We start from the raw sequence: 19,750 nt of genomic DNA, 5'->3' as shown, positions 1-19,750 counted from the left end.
TTATGAGCGAACTAAAAGAACAATTGTCCCTGTTGGGCAGAAGCACCGAGTATAAGCAAGACTACGCTCCCGAAGTGTTGGAAGCTTTTGACAACAAACATCCCGGCAATGATTATTGGGTAAGATTCAATTGCCCCGAATTCACCAGCTTGTGTCCCATTACGGGACAGCCCGATTTTGCGGAGATTCGCATCAGTTACATTCCCGATGTGAAGATGGTGGAAAGCAAAAGCCTGAAGCTTTATCTGTTCAGCTTCCGCAATCATGGAGCTTTTCATGAAGACTGCGTGAATATCATCATGAAAGATTTGATAAAGCTGATGAATCCCAAATATATCGAAGTGACCGGGCTGTTTACGCCACGCGGCGGAATTTCCATTTATCCGTATGCCAACTACGGCAGGCCGGAAACGAAATACGAGCAGATGGCGGAGCAACGGTTGATGAATCGGGAGTGACGCGGCAGTTCGTGCAGCGAATGAAGTTTTATCTTGCCTGAAGCAAAGCCCTGTTGCCCGTTCCGGCTTCGAACTTACTGCGGAAGAGATTCTTGGGGCTGCTTGAACGGAGCTTCTGCTTTCCTTGAGCAAAGGCTTTCTTTTGCCTGAACAGAGCTTTTGTTTTGCCTGAACAGAGCCTCTCTTTCGCTCAAACGAAACCGCTGTTTTGCATGCTTCAAGGTTTTGTTTTATCCGGAGCAGGCAGTCATGGCATAGGGATTACTTTGTGTTAAGAAAAGAACAAGCCGTTGCGGGCGGGCGAACAATGCACGTTTGCATGATTCTTCCGGCATGACGGAAGCTCGGTGGCAAAAGAAAAGCCGACCATCTGCTTATCAATGAAGAGGAGCCGGAAAGTTTGCGCGCGTTAAACGGCAAGCTTTCCGGCTTCGACACATCTTGTGCGTTGTTATTTCCGAAGCGTCACGGCAAATTTCCTGAAATGGATTTGCTCTTCTTTGTCGCCTGCATTGTAGAAGCGGATCGCTTTCACCGCTTTGTTCTTGACTCCTTTCGACACTTCCACTTCTTCCCAAGTCTTTCCGTCGGCGGTTACTTCGCACTTGCCCCACGACGGCAACTCTTTTTTCCCGAAATGAATATCCAGCTCGAAAGCCGCGTATGTCCGGTCGAACTCAATCTCCACAAACTTTCCGGCAGGCCACTTCAGGACTTCCAGCAACGGGGAGATGAGCACGGTGTTGTTCTTCGTTTGCAGCGGTTGGTTGCGCAGTTGCCTGATATCGCTTGTCAGCTTGTGGGGCGAATACAGGGTAGTTACGCTCAACTGCGTGCCGTATGCGTGGTTAAACTGCCGGGTGGCGGCGGCAAACAAGGTGTCGATGAAGGGCGTCAGCACTTTGCTTCCGGTTTTCACGCCGGGCTGATACGGATTCTGATTGTAGCTCTGGTCGATTTCGTAGCTTAGTTTCTGCAACGACTTCAGGTGAGCGTATTTACGTTCGAACACTTCCCTTTGCCGGTGCTTCAACGCTTCCTGAAGATAGAGCGCCTCATTTCCCATGCTTCCCAACAGGCGGAAGCGGTAAATCCACGGTTTGATTTCATCGATCAGCGTAGGATTGCTTTCGCTCGCCAGCAGGATATCGGCCGATTCGGAGATTTTTTCGAACTCCGCTTTCAGCCGGATCAGATCGTCGATGTCCGTTTCCTTACCGGCCGAAACCGCTTGTGCAAAGCGTTCGGCGAAGGGCTGTATCTCTACCGACTCCACTCGGCGGTAACCGTGTCCGTTCGGTCCCAAGTCCGAATTGTGCTTGCAGAACGTCAGCAGCGCGTCCGCAGCGTCGGGCAGCAGAGCGGCAATTCCTTTCTCCCACGACTGCTGCGAATCGAACGTTTCCATGTTCCACGCGTAAGCCGCTACCCCGTAAAGCGCTATTTTCGACGCTTCGGCGCGCTCCATCGGATTGGAAACAAAGCCCGACATCTCTTTCTCTATGCCTTTTTCATTGCCGTACACCGCCCCCATTAACAAATGGTCGCGCACGTAATCGGATACCGGAAAGTTCCACCAGATGTAGGCAGGACGGCGAATGCGCTCATTGATCCAGTTCAATCCCTCGCGCGTCATGTCCGCGATCACCCGGTCGCCCGTCCACATAATCTGAATATCGGGATGAAGTTGCGTACCCAACGTCGTCAGGTAATTGCCTTTCGGGTTCGACCAACTCCTATTATACTCCGTAGGACACATAATGAGCGGAGTCACGTCTTTTTTCTCTTTGACAAACTTGCGGTCGATGTAGTTGAGCAGTTCCGCCTGACGGTTCGCGTCTGTTCCGTCGCCCGAGATGTCGTCGAAGAAGACAGCGAACGAACGTGCACCCAATTGATACATCCGTTCGAACTTCTCGATTACTTTTTCGCGGTCGGCATCGTTCCATTGTATATCCTGCCCCGGATGAATGGCCCATACGAAGTCGACTTCATTCTCATGTGCCGTTTCAATCAGTTTCTTCAGCTCTCCCGCCTCTTTGTCGGGGTAGGGAAGGCGCCAATGAGGTGTGCTGTGGTAAGGATCGTCCTTAGGCCCGTAGATATAAGTGTTCAGTTTGTTCTCACCGTAGAAGCGAAGCTGCCGCATCCGGTCTTCATGTCTCCAGGGAGTCCCGTAGAAACCTTCCACCACGCCGCGGAACCGGATATCGGGGTAATCCTTTATTTCTGTTTCCGGCAGCCGGTTTCTCAGGCTGTCCGAAGGCAGTCCGCCGGTAAGCAGTTGTTTCAACGTCTGCACCGCATAGAACGTTCCCCGTTCATCGCTTCCGGCAAGCACAATCCCGCTGCCGTTTACGGCAAGGTAATACCCTTCCGCTTTGTCGGGTATCATCTTTTTGAATTTGCGCATGGCCTTGTCATTCTTCTCTCCGATATAAACCGGAAGCCCCTGCTTTTGAATTTTGTTTCCCAACAGAGTTTGAAGCCGTGCCACTGCTTTCGGATTGGCGTCTTCCGCTCCGACGAGCCGGAAAGAAGCCGGCAGTGCGATCTTTTCCTGTCCCGATCGTATTTCCTGCGGCTGCGGATTGAGATGAACATTTTGTGAAAAGGCTCCGCCGCTTAGCACAGCCATACTGAGTAGTGCGAGAATTTTGTGTTTCATGTGAGTTGATATTAGTTTTCGGTTGCAAAGAAAAGAAGAATATTGTATATCTGCAACTCTTGTTCGTGGTTGTTCATCGCTGTTTGCACGGGCATCCTTTGCCGATTTCCCGTCCTCTCTTTCCCAATATGTCCGGCTTCCGGTGCCGGCACGTTCGCCGCCTGATGGCGGCAAACCGCTTCCGGTACGGATTATTCATGATGATAAGGGCCTCCGTTCAATATGGTCATTGCCCGGTACATTTGCTCGACGAAGATCAAGCGTATCATCTGATGCGAAAAAGTCATTTTCGACATCGAAATTTTCTCGTGCGCCATTCCGTACACTTTCTCGGAGAATCCGTAAGGCCCGCCGATGATGAAAACCAACCGTTTGTTTACGGTATTCATCTTCCGTTTCATATATTCGGCAAACTCCAGCGAACGCATCTCTTTGCCCCGTTCGTCGAGCAGCACGACCACGTCTCCCGGTTGGAGCGCTTTTATGATCAGTTCGCCCTCCTTTTCCTTTTGCTGATCTGTGGAAAGGCTTTTGGTGTTCTTTAACTCCGGAATCACTTCCACATCGAACGAAATAAAGCGTTTTGTCCGTTGTACGTAGTCGTTGATGGCGGTAATATAATGTGGTTCTACAGTTCGTCCTACCACGAGCAGGGTTGTTTTCATGCGTTTACAATTCTGATTTATTGTACAAAAATACGGCTTTTTTGTGTTATTTTGCAATAAATGTTTACCTTTGCCTGTAAATCGTTGAATGTTTAGACGTTGAACTTCAACATAAAAGCTTGTATTTATGAAAAAACGAGTACTTCTGATAATAGCTGTTTTACTTCTGTTTCTTCCTTTGCTCATGGCTCAGGAAATACCTTCGGGGGTAGTTGCGGCGTTGAGCAAGGGTAGCTCGCAAGAGTTGAGCAAATACATGGGCGATAAAGTCAATCTGATACTTCCCTCCAATTCCGCCAATGTGGACAAGCAGAAAGCCGTCGCAATGATGCAGGACTTCTTCGCGCAGAATAAGGTCGACGGGTTTAATGTCAATCATCAGGGGAAGCGCGATGAGTCGGGTTTTGTTATCGGTACGCTGAAAACAAACAACGGTAAGTATCGTGTGAATTGTTTCCTGAAGAAGTCGGAAGAACAATATGTGATACATCAAATAAGAATAGATAAGACAAATGAATAAAGAAAAGGAATTGATCGATAAACTGATCGATCTCGCTTTTGCGGAAGATATCGGCGATGGCGACCACACCACGCTTTCGTGCATTCCCGATACGGAGATGGGAAAATCGAAGCTGTTGATAAAGGAAGCCGGCGTGCTGGCGGGAATCGAAGTGGCGAAAGAAATTTTCAACCGTTTTGATCCCACGATGAAAGTGGAAGTGTTTATCAATGACGGAGCGGAGGTGAAGCCCGGCGACGTGGCGATGATTGTGGAAGGTAAGGTGCAGTCGTTGCTCCAGACCGAGCGTCTGATGCTGAATGTGATGCAACGTATGAGCGGTATCGCTACCATGACCCGCAAATATGCCGCCCGACTCGAAGGACTTCATACGCGTGTACTCGATACCCGCAAGACAACTCCGGGCATGCGCATCCTCGAAAAAATGGCAGTGAAGATAGGGGGCGGAGTGAACCACCGCATCGGACTGTTCGACATGATTCTTCTGAAAGACAATCATGTGGACTTTGCCGGCGGAATCGACAAGGCGATTACCCGTGCCAAAGAATATTGCCGCAGCAAAGGCAAGAGTCTTAAAATAGAAATCGAGGTGCGCAACTTCGATGAACTGGAGCAAGTACTTCGCTTGGGCGGGGTAGACCGTATCATGTTCGACAATTTCACACCCGAGCAAACGAAGAAAGCGGTGGAAATGGTGGGAGGAAAATATGAAACCGAATCGTCCGGCGGCATTACCTTCGACACGTTGCGCGCTTATGCCGAAGCCGGTGTAGATTTTATCTCGGTGGGTGCGCTCACGCATTCGGTGAAGGGACTCGACATGAGCTTTAAAGCATGTTGATGATGTGATTTTCTTCTGCTTCGTTAACTTCTTTTAGCAGATACCCTTGCAGCACTCTTCATCCTTTTGCGTCTAAAGGATAAACGGCGCATACATACGTTCGATTTAAAAAGACATTTGGCTTTGGAAAACGAGATAGAACTTATAAAGGGCTGTCGGGCGGGAAGCGATTCGGCCCGCAAACAACTTTATACTCTCTATTCTCAACGGATGCTGGCGGTATGTTTCCGCTATACGGGCGATATGGATGCGGCGCACGATGTATTGCACGACGCTTTCATCAAGATCTTTACCAATTTTTCGTTCAGAGGCGATTCTTCCCTCACTACATGGATTACACGGGTGATGGTGACTCAATCGATCGACTATCTGAGGCGGGAAAAAAAGATGAGTCGGTTGGTAGTGCATGAAGAGCAGCTTCCCGAAGTTCCGGACTTGCCGGATATGAGGGGAGAGGAGATCTCCGAAGAGCAATTGATGGCTTTTATCGCCGAATTGCCGGATGGTTGCCGCACTGTATTCAATCTTTATGTATTTGAAGAGAGGTCTCACAAAGAGATAGCCGCCATGCTTCGTATCAAAGAGCATTCGTCTACCTCGCAATTGCATCGGGCAAAGTGTTTGTTGGCAAAAAGAATTAAAGAGTACACAAAGCATGAAGAAAGAAAATGATGGAATAACCGATCTGTTCCGTACACGTCTTGGGGACACCGGACTGACAGTGCGCGACGGATTCTGGGAAAAGCTGCAACAGGACATTCTTGTGGCCGGGCAGCAACGCCGCCGGTTGCTGTTTTTCCGTGTGGCGGCGGCAGCTTCTGTGCTGCTGGTATTGGCCGCGTCGACGGCGGTGGTCTGGTTCTTCTCTCCCAAAGAGGAAATAAGTGAGGCGTTCACGCAGATAGTCGCTTCCCGCGAAGGCATACCCGATGGAGACGGTATCCGTGTCAAACGGCTTCCTCAGCTGGCAAAACCGATATTGTCGAAGCAGGCTCCGAAATCGTACGGCATGCTTCCGCAGTATGTAAACGACGAAGACCCGGATTCCGTCTCCATCACTTTGTCCGTTTCCATTTCTATTTCGGCCTCTGCTGCTGTAAGGCAGGAGGGTGAAAGAACCGGGCAATCGCACGACGGATATTGGAAAGCAGCCAATGTGAATGCCGATCCGGTTCCCGTTTACGAGGAGAGCGTTGCCTGTGCTCCATCAAATGCCCGGAGCGAAAAGAAACATCGTTGGGCGGTAAAAATACAAGGCGGCACAGCGCTTCCGGCAGATGGTGGAACCTATAAAATGCCTCTTTCGGGCGGGGTGACAGTAGAGCGTATGCTGAACGGACGCTTGGGCATAGAAACCGGGTTGCTTTATTCGAACTTGCGTTCGGAAGGACGGAAACTACATTATATAGGCATTCCTGTAAAAATGAATGTGATGTTGGCGGAAACAAAAAAATGGGATATTTACGCTACCGTAGGCGGAGTGGCGGATAAATGCGTGTCGGGCGCGCCCGACAACAGTTTTAAGGAAGAACCCGTGCAACTCGCTTTGACTGCCGCCGCAGGTGTCCGTTACAAACTTACCGACAGACTGGCTGTTTTTGCCGAACCCGGCATCTCTCACCATTTCAAGACTGATTCGCAACTGGCTACAGTCCGTACGAAACGGCCTACTAACTTAAATTTGCTTTGCGGACTCCGCATGACTTACTAACTATCTGCTGCAATGAAAAAGACATTAATGATATTATGGATGGCTGTTGCCGCGCTTGTTTCCTTTACCGGGTGCAACGGCGAAGAGATGGATCAGAACAATCCCGATGTTTCGGTTTTCGTAAAGCAACTGAAAGCGGGCAAGTATAAGATGCAGAATGAAAAAGGAGTCGTAGAGGTTCCTCATTTTGCCGAGAAGGATATCCCCGATTTGCTGAAATATGCCGAAGACCTCACCATTATTCCCTCTTTCCCGTCGGTCTATAATATGAACAACGGGAAAATCCGTTTGGGAGAATGTATGCTCTGGACGATAGAATACATACGCCAGGGTACGCCTCCGTCATTAGGATGCAAAATGGTGTTGGCGAATGCCGAAAATTACGAACCGATTTATTTTTTGACGGACGAGGAAGTGCTCGATGCGGCGGCCTGTTACCGCCGTTGGTGGGAGGAACGGAAATATCCCAAAACCAGATGGAGCATCGATCCGTGTTATGACGAACCTCTCTGCGGCACGGGTTACAGATGGTGGTAAATAAACAAAAGCATCCGGCAGGCAAATAACAACAGAGAATGAGAACGAGATGGCTTATATCGGCAGTGTTTTTACTGTCGGCAGGGGGATGCTATGCCCAATGGTCGAAGCAGGATTCGGTGAAATTGCGGAAAATGCTTGAAGCCGACGGGGAGTTGCGTCTGAACCGGAAGGCGCTTCGATCCATCGACTTTTCGGTCGGTACGGCCGATCCTCGCATCTCGGAAGAAAAAAGATGGCTGTCTCCCGACGAGTCGCTTCCGTCTGTGTTGCCCAAAGCCGTCCCTGTGTTCAGCTTAATGCCCTATACGCCTACTACGCGCTATGATTGGGATCCGGTGTTTCGGAAGAAAATCCGGGTAACCAAAGATACTTGGCGGGGCGATCCCTTTGCTCACTTATACGCCCGTACCGGTTATAAGCCGAACACGATAAACTTAGGGAAAGGCGTCACGGGCAGGGGAACTTTGCAAAGAGGCGCCGACTTCGTTCCTCCGCATGTGGCTGTGCACTGTTACGGAGCGGCGGGGGTGGCGATCGGCGGTCTCGATCTGATGTTGGTTTTTACCAAAGATTTCTGGGACCGGAAGGGTAAGAAACGCCGCGCGCGTACGCTCGAAGTTCTGAAAACTTATGGCGATTCTGTAACAATATCGATCAATGCTCCCGTTCACCAGATTGTTCCTTGAAGAGGCGCGGCGGTATGGCATGCGTTCTCCGGCAAAAATCTCGTGACCGACGGACCGTTTGATGGAATTCATGCGGCTTGTTGCCGATACGTGTAAGCCCGATGCTTTTTGCTGAACAGATTATTTGCCGAAAGCGTTATACATTCAGAACTTGTTTTCAATATGATATCATGATGAACAGAATTACTTCTCTTTTCGGCATCCAATATCCCGTTGTGCAGGCGGGTATGGTTTGGTGCAGCGGTTGGCGGCTGGCTTCTGCGGTGAGCAATGCCGGCGGGCTGGGGCTTATCGGAGCCGGTTCCATGCATCCGGAAACCCTTCGCGAACATATCCGCAAATGTCGGGCGGCTACCGACCGGCCGTTCGGTGTGAACATTCCTTTGATGTATCCTCAGATTGAAGAGATCATGGATATCGTGGTGGAGGAGAAAGTGAAAATCGTTTTTACTTCCGCCGGAAACCCGAAGACGTGGACTTCTTGGCTGAAAGAACGGGGCATCACGGTGGTTCACGTCGTATCTTCTTCGCGTTTTGCCGTGAAATGTGAAGAAGCGGGTGTAGATGCCGTAGTAGCCGAAGGTTTTGAGGCCGGAGGACACAATGGGCGCGAAGAAACCACTACGCTTTGCCTTATACCTTCGGTGCGCAGGGCAACCACACTGCCTTTGATTGCAGCCGGAGGCATAGCTACCGGAGAAAGCATGCTGGCGGCTATGGTGCTGGGCGCCGAAGGCGTTCAGATCGGTACGCGTTTCGCCCTGACCGATGAGAGTTCTGCAAGCAAAGAGTTTAAGTCGCTTTGTCTGGGGTTAGGCGAAGGGGATACGAAGTTGCTACTGAAAAAGCTGAGCCCTGTGCGTCTGGTAAAGAATGCTTTCCGCGATGCGGTGGAAGAGGCGGAAAGCCGCGGAGCTTCCGTCGAAGAATTGCGTGCGCTGCTCGGCAAAGGGCGTGCGAAGAAAGGAATCTTTGAAGGCGATTTGGAGCAGGGAGAGTTGGAAATAGGTCAGGTTGCTGCTCTCGTTTCCCGTCGGGAGTCTGTAGATGAGGTGATGAAAGATCTGTTGGAAACTTACCGTCAAGCGGCAGGAAAGACTTATTTCTGATTTAAGTCTTTTCTAATCTTCGTTTTTTTGTTTCGTTATTATTGTTCTTAGTTTAAGGTAACTTTTTCTTGGCATTTTTTAATCAAGTTCGATTAAACTTAGATACTTTGTCTTTTTTGTTTTTCCTTTACTTAGTTTGTGAGGGTTAATTATTTGTTATATTTGCAAAAAAAAAGAAGACTATGAGAATACATATAAAAATATCAAGCTCTGATCGGCTGATTGGTTTTAATTATCAGCCTTTACTTACAGGTTGTGTACACAAATGGCTGGGTGGGAATAATAATGAGCACGGAAAAATAAGTTTGTACTCTTTTTCGTGGTTGCAAAATGTTGATATCACCAATAAAGGCGTCAAATTAAGAAATGGTTCTTATTTTACTTTAAACTTTTATGACGTTCAACAGGTGAAGAATGTTGTTAAAAATATTTTGGAACAGCCGGAAATGTTTGCCGACGCACGGGTTGTAGATATTCGTATTCAATATACTCCTCTATTTTCAGAAAAAGAACGTTTTTCATTGGCAAGTCCCGTTTTGATAAAAAGATATAATAACGAAGGCAAAGAGACTCATTATACTTATTTGGATGAAGAAGCAGGTAAACTTATGGCTGAAACACTAAAAGCAAAAGCTAAAATAGCGGGGCTGGATACTGAGAATGTAAAAGTATATTTTGACAAAGAATATCATTCTCCAAGAACTAAAATAATTTCTTATAAGAACATAAAAAACAGAGTGACCATGTGTCCGGTAATAATTGAAGGAAGTCCCGAGATTGTGGCATTTGCGTGGGATGTCGGCATTGGCAACAGCACAGGGATTGGGTTTGGAGCATTAAAATAATGGTAATTATGGACGAGAAACTTTATGTTATAAAATATGTGGGTCCATTCGGCTTTATCAAACCGTGGACAGCCGTAAGAGATAGCGAAACTTTTTCTCAGCAGTTTCTGACACCGAGTATTCTGGAAGGGATTGAAAAAAAACTTTTTCCGGAATTACTAGATATTTCAGGAATAAAGAAGATTGTCAGACACCGTTTGTCTTACGATCAAGTCTCCCAGCAGCAGGAAGTAATACAAGCCAGAGGATGGAATCAGACAAAAAAAGGACAAAAGTACTTGTTTGAAAGACCGACATCGATCATCGTTCGTGGGGTTTTGCTTAACCCTGTTCTTTATTTGGCTTTCAAAGACTTGAAAGATGCCGAGCAAGCTTTGATGCAACATGTATGTCTTGTAAGAAATGAAGATGTCATGCTTCCTCAGCAAATATTGACCTTGTCGGAAAGCGAGTTTGATGATGAAGAAGCATTTGCGGGCTTTGAACTTGTTTTTGAGAAAAATGATAAGTCTTTTCCGGTGGGTATAGACCGGAAAACAGGCAATCAGATGTATGGTTGGCTCAAAATTATTGGAACACCTGTTAAAAGCTACTAATGGATGAATTATTTGCCAAATCGGCTCCCGAATGGACAACTTTGCTTGCCCATACTAAGCAAGTTGTATTGGTTGTAGAAAAAATTGCAGGTTATCTTGCTATGGACAGAAGCGTAGCCAGAAACGGTGCTATTCTTCATGACATCGGCAAGGCCCATCCTGTTTTTCAAAACAGGTTAAGAATGAAACGAAGGCCTGATGATACCGTTTTCCGTCACGAAATAGCTTCTTTATTCTTTCTTTCCGCTTTCCCGAAAGATGAATGGAACAAGCTGATCGAAATGGTTGTAAGTCATCATAAATCTGTAAAAAAAGATGTCTCCGGTCTCGGATTGTTGGATTTAGAAGAAGAATGTGATTATCTGCAATTTCATTTGGGTAAATGGGAGGAATGGTCTGAAAAAGCATGGCTGGTATTGGGAGAATTGGGCATCCCGTATCGAAGAATATCTGTACAAGAGGCTACTGAAAATTTGCAGTATTGTATTGATTATTGCGAGAAAAGGACAAGAGAAAGAGCTGTTTCGGAATGGAAAGGTCTTTTGATGGGGGCCGATCATTTTGCTTCTGCAGTTATAGGTGAGGCGGAAAAGTTCTTGCCGCGGATGTTCGTTACTCCCGATTTGTCTTTTTATAATCGCCCGAATGATCTTTATTCGCTTTCATTGCTGGATGCGAGTAGTGCAAAGAGACATACAGTAGTGGTCGCGCCTACGGGTGCGGGAAAGACAGATTACCTCTTCAGAAGATGTATTGGGCGAGTATTTTACACACTCCCATATCAAGCGTCGATAAACGCGATGTACAAGAGAGTTGCCAATGATCTTGAAAAGGACAATCCTGATTTGGATGTCAGAGTGCTTCATTCTACTTCGAAAGTGGTGAAACGGAAGAACAATGACGAAGAAACGGTTATTCAATCCCATATTGGCTCATCTGTCAAAATACTTACACCGCATCAACTGTCTGCTTTGGCCTTTGGAATGAAAGGTTACGAGGCAATGATTCTCGACTTGAAAGGTTGCGATGTCATCTTGGATGAAGTGCATACTTATTCCGGCATTTCTCAGGCAATTGTTTTAAAATTAGTCGAGATTCTGAAGAAGATCGATTGCAGGATACATATTGGTACAGCTACGATGCCATCTGTGCTTTACCATAAAATAATGGAGATTTTAGGTGATGATGTGTTGGAAGTCAAGCTCCCCGACGAGGAGCTGAATCTATACGACCGGCATATCATTCATAAAGCAAATTCATTTCATGATCTTACATCTGTCATAGATAAGGCTATCCAAAGTAATCAGAAAGTTTTGATTGTACAGAATCGGGTGAAGACGGCCCAGGAAGTCTATCAATATATCAAAGAAGAATATCCCTTTGTTCCGTCTTTGTTATTGCACAGCCGCTTTAAAAGGAAAGACCGGAATGAAAAAGAAACCGATTTGTTGGGGGTAGACGCGGAAGGCAATTCTCTTGGGAAATTCAATACGTCGGGCGAGGCTTGCATTGTCGTTTCTACTCAAATTGTAGAAGTCAGTTTGGATATAAGTTTTGATTTGATGATTACCGCGTGCGCGCCATTAGACGCAATGATTCAGCGATTTGGAAGAGTCAATAGAAAAAGGTCCAAAGATACTATTGGCAAATTGAAAGATATCTATGTAACAGCTCCGTTGGATAACGAAAAAGAAGCAAGACCATACACGCCGGAAATTCTTAAGAAATCGTTTGAAGTTCTGGAAGACGGTAAGCCTTTGCACGAGAGAGAACTGCAGAGCAAAATCGATGAAGTATTTACTTCCATTGATTTTTTAGAGATTGAAGAGCATTCGGTTTTTAAAACCAATGGGAATATTTCGATCGACTGCTTGACTCACAACAGTAGAGCGATATTGTTCGATTTGTTAGAAATAGACAATGTTGCATGTATAACGGAAAGTGATGTGTTTGCATATGAGAATGGAGACTTGGAGACAAGACTTCGGTTAGAAATTCCGACCTATTTCTCCGCTGTTTCCAAAAAGAGACAGATCGATAAAGGAAACCGCCCTTTTATTGTTCCCGATTATGCCTATTCTTCGGAAATGGGATTGGATGTTACTATGATAAATAAAAGTTTAGGAGTGATAATATGATAACTGCATTAATTGGAAAATCGTTTTTGAAAGCTTTTAATGAAAAATTCAATAAGAGTTTATCTGCCAGAGACTTTTTTAGGGAAGAGTATTTTGAGCTGTTCTTTAATCATCCCAAATATATGCAATGGGTAACTAACTCTCCGTTTGTTCAGATGAAAAGTGGGCAGAAACCGCATCTTTTGACTGTAGATGAAAGATTGGAGAAGCTGGAGAATCTTTATTTTAAAGTAGAAAAAGAATCTCCCGATGCCAGTTTTGCATTAGGTTATCCTGCGTCAGAGGCAGATGAGTTTGCAAGTACATCGGGGCTTGTAACCGATATTGTTGCAGAAAGCGAAGAGGAAGATATCTTTTATTCCTGGATTGGATCCGGGTTGGGTATTGGCGTGGCAGGCGGTTATAATCTGCTGATTGATGACGCTGAATTACTGTTGTTGGTTTTTGAGGGCTGGAAGTATTATCGGAAATATTTAAATGATCCTACTTTGAAACAATTAAAAGAATATAAAATTAATTCCTGGAATGGCCAGTGGCTGACGTATAGATTGGGGAAAAATTACCGCGAAGATTTTGACTTCTTAACTCTTCAAAATGAAGGGGTATTTGCACCAACCAGCGATTCAATTGAAATTGCGATGATAAGTTGGTCAAATTTGTTTTTCAGTCTTTCACGGTTCTATCCCGATAAAAACTTGGCTTCTTATATCTATAGTTTCGGGCAAACAAATAAAACCATAGGGTTTATTCCTATTTATTTAAAATCGGGAACAAAGCTCAAAGATGTCTTCAGAAAGCTCTACAGTGGTTCAGATTGTTTTGACGATAAAGAGTTTCAAGCTCTTTATGGAATGCATATAAAAAGAGCTTGTGAGTTGGGAAGTATCGGACTACAGGCTTTGCGTCCGAAAGACTTGGAGAAGTATATGCGAGAGTCAAGGAGTTTCGTTTTTAAAAAAGAAGAACAAATAATTATTTATCAATCATATAAAACCTGGTTAATAGCTATGTTGTCTAAAAACAAACAAGAATTTAAAGACTATACAATAGAATTGGCTAAGCTGATTCTGCGTTATAGGAAAGGGGCTTCGGGAACGGAAAGGAAAAACCTGATAGAGAAGAAACTGCTTGATGCAAAATCAAAGAAACTATTTATCGATGCCCTCACTGAAATGGTTGCCGGTGTGGAAGATTGTGACTTGGAACAATTAAAAACCTTGAAAGATGAGGTGCATCTAATGACTAACGAAGAATTCACTTACTTCAATACTTTGCTGAAATTCGATTACGCTTTTGTAGAAAAACAATCATAAACTATTAAAATACACAACTATGAGTAATACTATTTACGTTCGTACGCTCAAAAGGGCAGAGCACACGGTTTTTTGCGTTGCAGATGGCCAGAAGTATTATTATGATGCTCAGTTTAATCGTCGCATTCCTTTTTCAAGCGGACAACAAGTGAAAAGATCCGTACTGGATTCTATCTGTGAATTTTTAAACGAAACCCCAAGTCCGACGACTTTTCTTTTTGATGTAACAAAGCAAAAAGAACTAACGGAAGGGGAGGTGTACGGAACTTGCGATCCTTCTTATGTCGATCAACTGTTTGGTGGATGGATGAAAGCTACCAAAGGCGGTAAAGACAGGACTTTAAAAAGAAGAAGCCCGCTTTCTATCTCTGCAATGAGAGGACTCCATCCGCTTTTAGCCGGTTTGGATAATGAAAATGTTTCATTTGACAGAAGTGATAGACCGAACAATCGTGTGATTGTGAGGGATGAGAAAGGGAATGAGCTTTCTGATGAAGAAATTGCTGTATTCCTTGAGGGAAAAGACAGAAGTTTAAGCAGAAAATGGATAAAGGATAAGAACAGTCGTGCCAGCGGTTTATTTATCTCCGATATTGCCATAGACCTGAGGAGGTTGTTTTCTGTTTCAACAAATCAACTTGAGCCGGAAATGTCGGATGAAACGATCGAAAAGTTGAAAGCTGAAGGATGGGTTCAATCGAAAAATGTTTTCGGTGAATGCCTGGTGGCTCCAAAAAAGTTGCGTGAAAAGTGGATTAAAGGTTTGGCTAAAGCAATTGTAAACTGGAGAATAACATCCAATCAATCGCGGACATTCAGTTTAATGGATACTCTTGCGATTTCAATCAGTGATAATGCCAATTTAATTGCAGGAAGCATCAGGGCAAAATTGTCCGAAGAAGATTCCGGTAAAGCGCAACCAGTCGTTGATGAGTCTCTGAATAATGTAGATACATTCATTACATTGCAAGCCGGAGGTTATATCTCAACGACCGGAGAACAAGCAGATGCCCTTGAAAAAGCGGAACAGAAACTTGTAGACTTAATGATGGCTTTCGATTACGAAAATCAATTTTAATAATAAAGCGGAGTAAAATCCGCTTTATCTCATTATTATGATATTAACAGGTATCCATTTCAATTACTACCAAGTCTGTAAACGAAAACTTTGGCTTTTCGCAAACGGAATAAACATGGAGCATACTTCCGACTTAGTTTACGATGGTAAGCTAATTCATGAAACTGCTTATCCGCAACGCCCCGAAAGATATGAAGAACTGGAAATGGGAAGAATAAAAATCGATTATTACGATGCTAAGAACAGAGTAATTCACGAAATCAAACGTTCGGATAAAATAGAAAACGCGCACGAATGGCAAGTGAAATACTATATTTACGTCCTAGAAAAAACCGGCATTGATGGTGTGGTTGGTATACTGGAATATCCTGCACTTCGGCATACGGCACAGGTTACGCTTTCAGATGTTGACAGAGAAAAAATACAGGAAATGGAAAAAGAGATTGTAAGAATTGTGCTATCTGAAGCTTGTCCGAGTGTAATCAATGCCAGAATATGCAAAAAATGCAGTTACTATGAATTTTGTTACGTCAATGAAGAAAAATGAAAAAGACTTATTATCTTTTTAATCCCGGCACACTTCAGCGCAAAGATAATACATTGCGTTTTACGCCTGTAATAGAAGATGGAGATGGCCATCTGCAAGAAGGACAGCCGCGTTATCTGCCCGTGGAAGACATTGCCGAATTTTATGTTTTCGGTTCACTGAACGCTAATAGTTCATTATACAACTTTTTGGGACAAAATGGAATAGCTGTTCATTTTTTTGATTATTACGAAAATTACACCGGTTCGTTTATGCCAAAAGATGGATTATTGTCCGGTAAGATGCTTTTGGCACAGACCTCCACTTATCAGAATAAGAAGAAACGAATAGAACTTGCACGGAAGTTTGTGGAAGGCGCATCATTCAACATGCAGAAAAATTTGCGTTATTACAATACGCGAGGCAAAGAGCTGGATGATTTGCTTGCGAAGATAGAACATTATACTTTGCAGCTTTCTTTAGCTACAGCCGTAGATGAGATAATGGGATTGGAAGGTAATATCAGGCAAACTTATTATGAAGGGTTTGATATAATCATAAATGATTTTGAAATGGGAGGCCGAACGAAACAGCCGCCACAAAACGAAGTTAATGCGTTGATTTCTTTCGGTAATATGATGTGCTATAGCCAGTGTCTACGCGCCATTCATCAGACACAACTCAATCCTACTGTTAGTTATTTGCATACACCAGGTGAAAGACGATATTCTCTTTCATTAGATATTTCAGAGATATTTAAGCCTATTTTGGTCGATAGAGTAATTTTTAAGCTGTTAAATAAAAGAGAATTGCAAGAACGCCATTTTGAAAGTAAAATCAATCGATGTCTCTTAAATCCTGCCGGTAAGCGAGTTTTTGTACAAGCATTTGAAGAGCGTTTGAATGAAACTATTCAGCATCGTTCATTAAAAAGAAAAGTGAGTTATCGGCATTTGATAAAATTAGAATGTTATAAACTCTGCAAGCATTTGTTAGGAATTGAAGAATACAAACCGTTTAAAATGTGGTGGTGAATAATGTACATAATTTTAGTTTATGATTGTGGCGAAAAGCGTGTAAGTAAAATGTTGAAGCTCTGTCGGAAATATTTGAATTGGATACAAAATTCTGTTTTTGAAGGTGAAATTTCAGAGGTAAAACTAAAAGAATTAACTTTGAAAGCTCAAAAAATAATGGATATGAATACTGATAGTTTGATTATTTTTTCCGGTAGAAGTGAGAAGTGGCTTGACAAGCAAATTGTTGGGAAAGAAAGAAGTAGTATAGACAATTTTTTATAATTGTGCGTCGATGTTCTTCACTTCAAGCAGATATTAGGAAAAGCCTGTCTATTATGTTCTTTGACATTCTGAAAATCAATGTATTATAATGTTGTCGATAACTAGTGATTTTCTTATCATTGAATATCGACAAGTTTTTTAAATTTAAAATGCTCTTTCTGAAAAATATTTGATTGAAAATCAATTGCTTATTATTCCTTTAAGTATGGCTTTTAATTGAACCATTTGGAATTGAAATGTGAAACGTCCATCACTCCCAAGAAATCGGCATAGGCCTTTTAATTGAACCATTTGGAATTGAAATAGCAATGACAGCTTAAGAGACTGTTCTATATACTCACTTTTAATTGAACCATTTGGAATTGAAATTGAATTAGTTTCTGATACTCCGTATAAGTAGGCAATCTTTTAATTGAACCATTTGGAATTGAAATAATAACATGGCTGTGGAGAACCTGATGCTGCCCGACTTTTAATTGAACCATTTGGAATTGAAATTTTCCCTCGAACATCCCTCTTCTTCCGCGTTCGAAAAGCACTTTTAATTGAACCATTTGGAATTGAAATGGAAAATCAAAGTGTGATTATATATTATAATAGACTTTTAATTGAACCATTTGGAATTGAAATGGCAATACACCGGGGATGCACGCGTTCAACGCGCTCTTTTAATTGAACCATTTGGAATTGAAATCGAACTCCTGCTGTACGGAAAGCGGGCAAACAATTCTTTTAATTGAACCATTTGGAATTGAAATCAGAGAACGTTGAAACTGACATTCCGATGCGATGCTTTTAATTGAACCATTTGGAATTGAAATCGATTACCGGAACTACGTGTGAATCCGGCTGCATCAACTTTTAATTGAACCATTTGGAATTGAAATAGAAATATGCCGAGGAGGAGGAACGCCGCCGTAAGCTTTTAATTGAACCATTTGGAATTGAAATTGAGTTGGTTTCTGATACTCCGTATAAATAGGCAATCTTTTAATTGAACCATTTGGAATTGAAATTTAGCTTGTTAATTGCATTGCGGAGCGACTCTACCTGCTTTTAATTGAACCATTTGGAATTGAAATCCCTGAACTTCTCCGCTTCCGCGTTAGCTTCGTCCTCTTTTAATTGAACCATTTGGAATTGAAATAACGCAAGGAAAATCAAAGGCTTTTTTATACTCTTTCTTTTAATTGAACCATTTGGAATTGAAATAGAAATCGGCATAGGCGAGAAGTTCTATATATTCCTTTTAATTGAACCATTTGGAATTGAAATGAACATCCTGTAAGGCCTTATAGTATACACCATTACTTTTAATTGAACCATTTGGAATTGAAATAACAACCAACTGGGTTAAAAACAACCCAAACAACCTTTTAATTGAACCATTTGGAATTGAAATAGATGAGAGAAAGCAGAGTTCCAAAACAACTCCTCATACTTTTAATTGAACCATTTGGAATTGAAATAACAACCAACTGGGTTAAAAACAACCCAAACAACCTTTTAATTGAACCATTTGGAATTGAAATAGATGAGAGAAAGCAGAGTTCCAAAACAACTCCTCATACTTTTAATTGAACCATTTGGAATTGAAATCAGCATTGGATGCGAATTCGATTATTCTACCTTCTTTTAATTGAACCATTTGGAATTGAAATGAGAGAAGTTATATGAGTTACTTGATGATAGCGAAGCTTTTAATTGAACCATTTGGAATTGAAATAAGGGTGATCAGGGCGTTCCCGGAGCCAAGGGCGCTTTTAATTGAACCATTTGGAATTGAAATTGGAGTAGAGGGCATCGAGGAGAAGTCCGCGGCGGACTTTTAATTGAACCATTTGGAATTGAAATGATATGCTTCAGTCAATTGGAAGTCTGCTTCCGGCTCTTTTAATTGAACCATTTGGAATTGAAATTTGCAATCTGGCGATCAATAACGGAGGTGAATTCACTTTTAATTGAACCATTTGGAATTGAAATAGAAATATGCCGAGGAGGAGGAACGCCGCCGTAACTTTTAATTGAACCATTTGGAATTGAAATAGAAATGAACGAGCTTAAACATAATCTGCGAGTAGAGCTTTTAATTGAACCATTTGGAATTGAAATATAACTCCTGTCAGAAAGCGGAGTGTTGGCGGGAACCTTTTAATTGAACCATTTGGAATTGAAATTGACGATTTTCACACCCGGAGCGCCCAGGGCGGAGCTTTTAATTGAACCATTTGGAATTGAAATAAACATAATCGTGTATTTTAAGATTAGACAATGCTCTTTTAATTGAACCATTTGGAATTGAAATGGCGAACCTTCGATAACAAGGAAGCCGCAATTGCTTCTTTTAATTGAACCATTTGGAATTGAAATATGATACACTGTCCGCTACCGCGTTTCGCAGCCTTGCTTTTAATTGAACCATTTGGAATTGAAATAAGAACTATCCATTAAAAAAAAGAACTGCGGTTTCTTTTAATTGGTAAGCCTCCGGTAAACCACGTATTTTCTGCAATCTCTTCGACCAGTATCTTTGTGCCCAAAAATAAAACTTATGATGACACGAGAAGAAGTTGCAGAAATTATTATGTACTGCAAGGAACACAAAGTAACTTATAAATCAAGGCTGGCGGAACTCAATATCCCTGTCTGGAGATTTTATGACAGCAAGTCCCGTTATGCAGAAGAACAGTCCTGCGTCAATACTTCCAAAGGCGATTTTATAGAACTGGGACAAAGCGGCACATTTATTCCTGTC

Annotated in this window: 18 protein-coding genes, 1 pseudogene and 1 CRISPR repeat array; of the genes and pseudogenes, 17 read left to right on the top strand and 2 right to left on the bottom strand. The window is 43.2% G+C overall.

The genetic code is table 11. The annotated features are described in order from the left end of the window. Positions 1–2 precede the first annotated feature (2 nt). Positions 3–458 carry a preQ(1) synthase gene (gene queF / locus C234_RS0108950; RefSeq protein WP_027325484.1) on the top strand — a complete coding sequence of 152 codons (456 nt, stop codon included), beginning with the start codon at positions 3–5 and terminating at the stop codon, positions 456–458. 451 nt (positions 459–909) lie between these two features. On the opposite strand, the gene C234_RS0108945 is transcribed toward queF, so the two are convergent. Continuing rightward, a complete protein-coding gene (locus tag C234_RS0108945; RefSeq protein ID WP_027325483.1) occupies positions 910–3,126 on the bottom strand; it encodes a beta-N-acetylglucosaminidase in 2,217 nt (738 codons plus the stop codon). 191 nt (positions 3,127–3,317) lie between these two features. Continuing rightward, positions 3,318–3,791, bottom strand: coding sequence for a 23S rRNA (pseudouridine(1915)-N(3))-methyltransferase RlmH (gene rlmH / locus C234_RS0108935; protein WP_027325482.1), 474 nt, complete (start codon positions 3,789–3,791; stop codon positions 3,318–3,320). 127 nt (positions 3,792–3,918) lie between these two features. Here rlmH and C234_RS0108930 point away from each other — a divergent pair, with 127 nt between their 5' ends. The 16 genes and pseudogenes from C234_RS0108930 to C234_RS17795 all read left to right on the top strand — a co-directional run. Further along, entirely contained in the window at positions 3,919–4,311 is a 393-nt protein-coding gene (locus C234_RS0108930; protein WP_021644436.1) for a DUF4783 domain-containing protein, read from the top strand. After that, the gene (nadC, locus tag C234_RS0108925) at positions 4,304–5,152 is read left to right on the top strand and encodes a carboxylating nicotinate-nucleotide diphosphorylase (RefSeq protein ID WP_021644437.1); all 849 of its coding nucleotides are present in this window, start codon (positions 4,304–4,306) and stop codon (positions 5,150–5,152) included. Before C234_RS0108930 ends, nadC begins: the two co-directional genes overlap by 8 nt. A gap of 123 nt (positions 5,153–5,275) precedes the next feature. Then, complete coding sequence (locus C234_RS0108920; RefSeq protein ID WP_027325481.1) at positions 5,276–5,824, top strand: RNA polymerase sigma factor; 549 nt, start codon at positions 5,276–5,278, stop codon at positions 5,822–5,824. Continuing rightward, positions 5,808–6,863 (top strand): porin family protein, encoded by a 1,056-nt coding sequence (locus C234_RS0108915; protein WP_027325480.1) that lies wholly within the window; start codon positions 5,808–5,810, stop codon positions 6,861–6,863. Before C234_RS0108920 ends, C234_RS0108915 begins: the two co-directional genes overlap by 17 nt. A gap of 12 nt (positions 6,864–6,875) precedes the next feature. Then, positions 6,876–7,400 (top strand): DUF4943 family protein, encoded by a 525-nt coding sequence (locus tag C234_RS0108910; protein ID WP_034536889.1) that lies wholly within the window; start codon positions 6,876–6,878, stop codon positions 7,398–7,400. 38 nt (positions 7,401–7,438) lie between these two features. Further along, on the top strand, positions 7,439–8,089 hold the full coding sequence (locus tag C234_RS0108905) for a DUF4858 domain-containing protein (protein ID WP_027325478.1): 651 nt from the start codon (positions 7,439–7,441) through the stop codon (positions 8,087–8,089). A 173-nt stretch (positions 8,090–8,262) separates the two neighbouring features. Further along, the gene (locus tag C234_RS0108900; RefSeq protein WP_027325477.1) at positions 8,263–9,198 is read left to right on the top strand and encodes an NAD(P)H-dependent flavin oxidoreductase; all 936 of its coding nucleotides are present in this window, start codon (positions 8,263–8,265) and stop codon (positions 9,196–9,198) included. 182 nt (positions 9,199–9,380) lie between these two features. Then, entirely contained in the window at positions 9,381–10,043 is a 663-nt protein-coding gene (cas6, locus tag C234_RS0108895) for a CRISPR-associated endoribonuclease Cas6 (protein WP_027325476.1), read from the top strand. An 8-nt stretch (positions 10,044–10,051) separates the two neighbouring features. Further along, the gene (locus C234_RS0108890) at positions 10,052–10,639 is read left to right on the top strand and encodes a hypothetical protein (RefSeq protein WP_034536914.1); all 588 of its coding nucleotides are present in this window, start codon (positions 10,052–10,054) and stop codon (positions 10,637–10,639) included. After that, positions 10,639–12,777, top strand: coding sequence for a CRISPR-associated helicase/endonuclease Cas3 (locus C234_RS0108885; RefSeq protein ID WP_027325474.1), 2,139 nt, complete (start codon positions 10,639–10,641; stop codon positions 12,775–12,777). Before C234_RS0108890 ends, C234_RS0108885 begins: the two co-directional genes overlap by 1 nt. After that, positions 12,774–14,090, top strand: a complete 1,317-nt coding sequence (locus C234_RS0108880) for a hypothetical protein (RefSeq protein ID WP_027325473.1) — start codon at positions 12,774–12,776, stop codon at positions 14,088–14,090. Before C234_RS0108885 ends, C234_RS0108880 begins: the two co-directional genes overlap by 4 nt. 19 nt (positions 14,091–14,109) lie before the next feature. Beyond that, the gene (locus C234_RS0108875) at positions 14,110–15,168 is read left to right on the top strand and encodes a hypothetical protein (protein ID WP_027325472.1); all 1,059 of its coding nucleotides are present in this window, start codon (positions 14,110–14,112) and stop codon (positions 15,166–15,168) included. Between the two features lie 37 nt (positions 15,169–15,205). Then, entirely contained in the window at positions 15,206–15,715 is a 510-nt protein-coding gene (cas4, locus tag C234_RS0108870; protein WP_027325471.1) for a CRISPR-associated protein Cas4, read from the top strand. After that, a complete protein-coding gene (gene cas1b / locus C234_RS0108865) occupies positions 15,712–16,728 on the top strand; it encodes a type I-B CRISPR-associated endonuclease Cas1b (protein WP_027325470.1) in 1,017 nt (338 codons plus the stop codon). Before cas4 ends, cas1b begins: the two co-directional genes overlap by 4 nt. A gap of 3 nt (positions 16,729–16,731) precedes the next feature. Continuing rightward, positions 16,732–16,995: a CRISPR-associated endonuclease Cas2 gene (gene cas2 / locus C234_RS0108860; RefSeq protein ID WP_027325469.1), complete on the top strand. Its 264-nt coding sequence runs from the start codon at positions 16,732–16,734 to the stop codon at positions 16,993–16,995. Between the two features lie 209 nt (positions 16,996–17,204). Further along, positions 17,205–19,430: direct repeats of the CRISPR family, unit length 29 nt; unit sequence CTTTTAATTGAACCATTTGGAATTGAAAT. A gap of 116 nt (positions 19,431–19,546) precedes the next feature. Continuing rightward, positions 19,547–19,750: pseudogene (locus C234_RS17795) on the top strand (hypothetical protein); the annotation flags it as partial.

The organism is Bacteroides pyogenes DSM 20611 = JCM 6294 (genome assembly GCF_000428105.1).
Taxonomy (GTDB): Bacteria; Bacteroidota; Bacteroidia; order Bacteroidales; family Bacteroidaceae; genus Bacteroides; species Bacteroides pyogenes.
The sequence above is the reverse complement of the archived record's forward strand: the minus strand, read 5'-3'. Positions and strand labels throughout refer to the sequence as shown.

Bases quoted from the DNA above. Each gene is read 5' to 3' on its own strand.
- C234_RS0108930 (WP_021644436.1), top strand. From the start codon at position 3,919: ATGAAAAAACGAGTACTTCTGATAATAGCTGTTTTACTTCTGTTTCTT.
- queF (WP_027325484.1), top strand. From the start codon at position 3: ATGAGCGAACTAAAAGAACAATTGTCCCTGTTGGGCAGAAGCACCGAG.
- cas2 (WP_027325469.1), top strand. From the start codon at position 16,732: ATGTACATAATTTTAGTTTATGATTGTGGCGAAAAGCGTGTAAGTAAA.
- C234_RS0108910 (WP_034536889.1), top strand. From the start codon at position 6,876: ATGAAAAAGACATTAATGATATTATGGATGGCTGTTGCCGCGCTTGTT.
- C234_RS0108905 (WP_027325478.1), top strand. From the start codon at position 7,439: ATGAGAACGAGATGGCTTATATCGGCAGTGTTTTTACTGTCGGCAGGG.
- rlmH (WP_027325482.1), bottom strand. From the start codon at position 3,791: ATGAAAACAACCCTGCTCGTGGTAGGACGAACTGTAGAACCACATTAT.
- C234_RS0108900 (WP_027325477.1), top strand. From the start codon at position 8,263: ATGAACAGAATTACTTCTCTTTTCGGCATCCAATATCCCGTTGTGCAG.
- C234_RS0108875 (WP_027325472.1), top strand. From the start codon at position 14,110: ATGAGTAATACTATTTACGTTCGTACGCTCAAAAGGGCAGAGCACACG.
- C234_RS0108885 (WP_027325474.1), top strand. From the start codon at position 10,639: ATGGATGAATTATTTGCCAAATCGGCTCCCGAATGGACAACTTTGCTT.
- C234_RS0108915 (WP_027325480.1), top strand. From the start codon at position 5,808: ATGAAGAAAGAAAATGATGGAATAACCGATCTGTTCCGTACACGTCTT.
- nadC (WP_021644437.1), top strand. From the start codon at position 4,304: ATGAATAAAGAAAAGGAATTGATCGATAAACTGATCGATCTCGCTTTT.
- C234_RS0108945 (WP_027325483.1), bottom strand. From the start codon at position 3,126: ATGAAACACAAAATTCTCGCACTACTCAGTATGGCTGTGCTAAGCGGC.
- C234_RS0108890 (WP_034536914.1), top strand. From the start codon at position 10,052: ATGGACGAGAAACTTTATGTTATAAAATATGTGGGTCCATTCGGCTTT.
- cas1b (WP_027325470.1), top strand. From the start codon at position 15,712: ATGAAAAAGACTTATTATCTTTTTAATCCCGGCACACTTCAGCGCAAA.
- cas4 (WP_027325471.1), top strand. From the start codon at position 15,206: ATGATATTAACAGGTATCCATTTCAATTACTACCAAGTCTGTAAACGA.
- cas6 (WP_027325476.1), top strand. From the start codon at position 9,381: ATGAGAATACATATAAAAATATCAAGCTCTGATCGGCTGATTGGTTTT.
- C234_RS0108880 (WP_027325473.1), top strand. From the start codon at position 12,774: ATGATAACTGCATTAATTGGAAAATCGTTTTTGAAAGCTTTTAATGAA.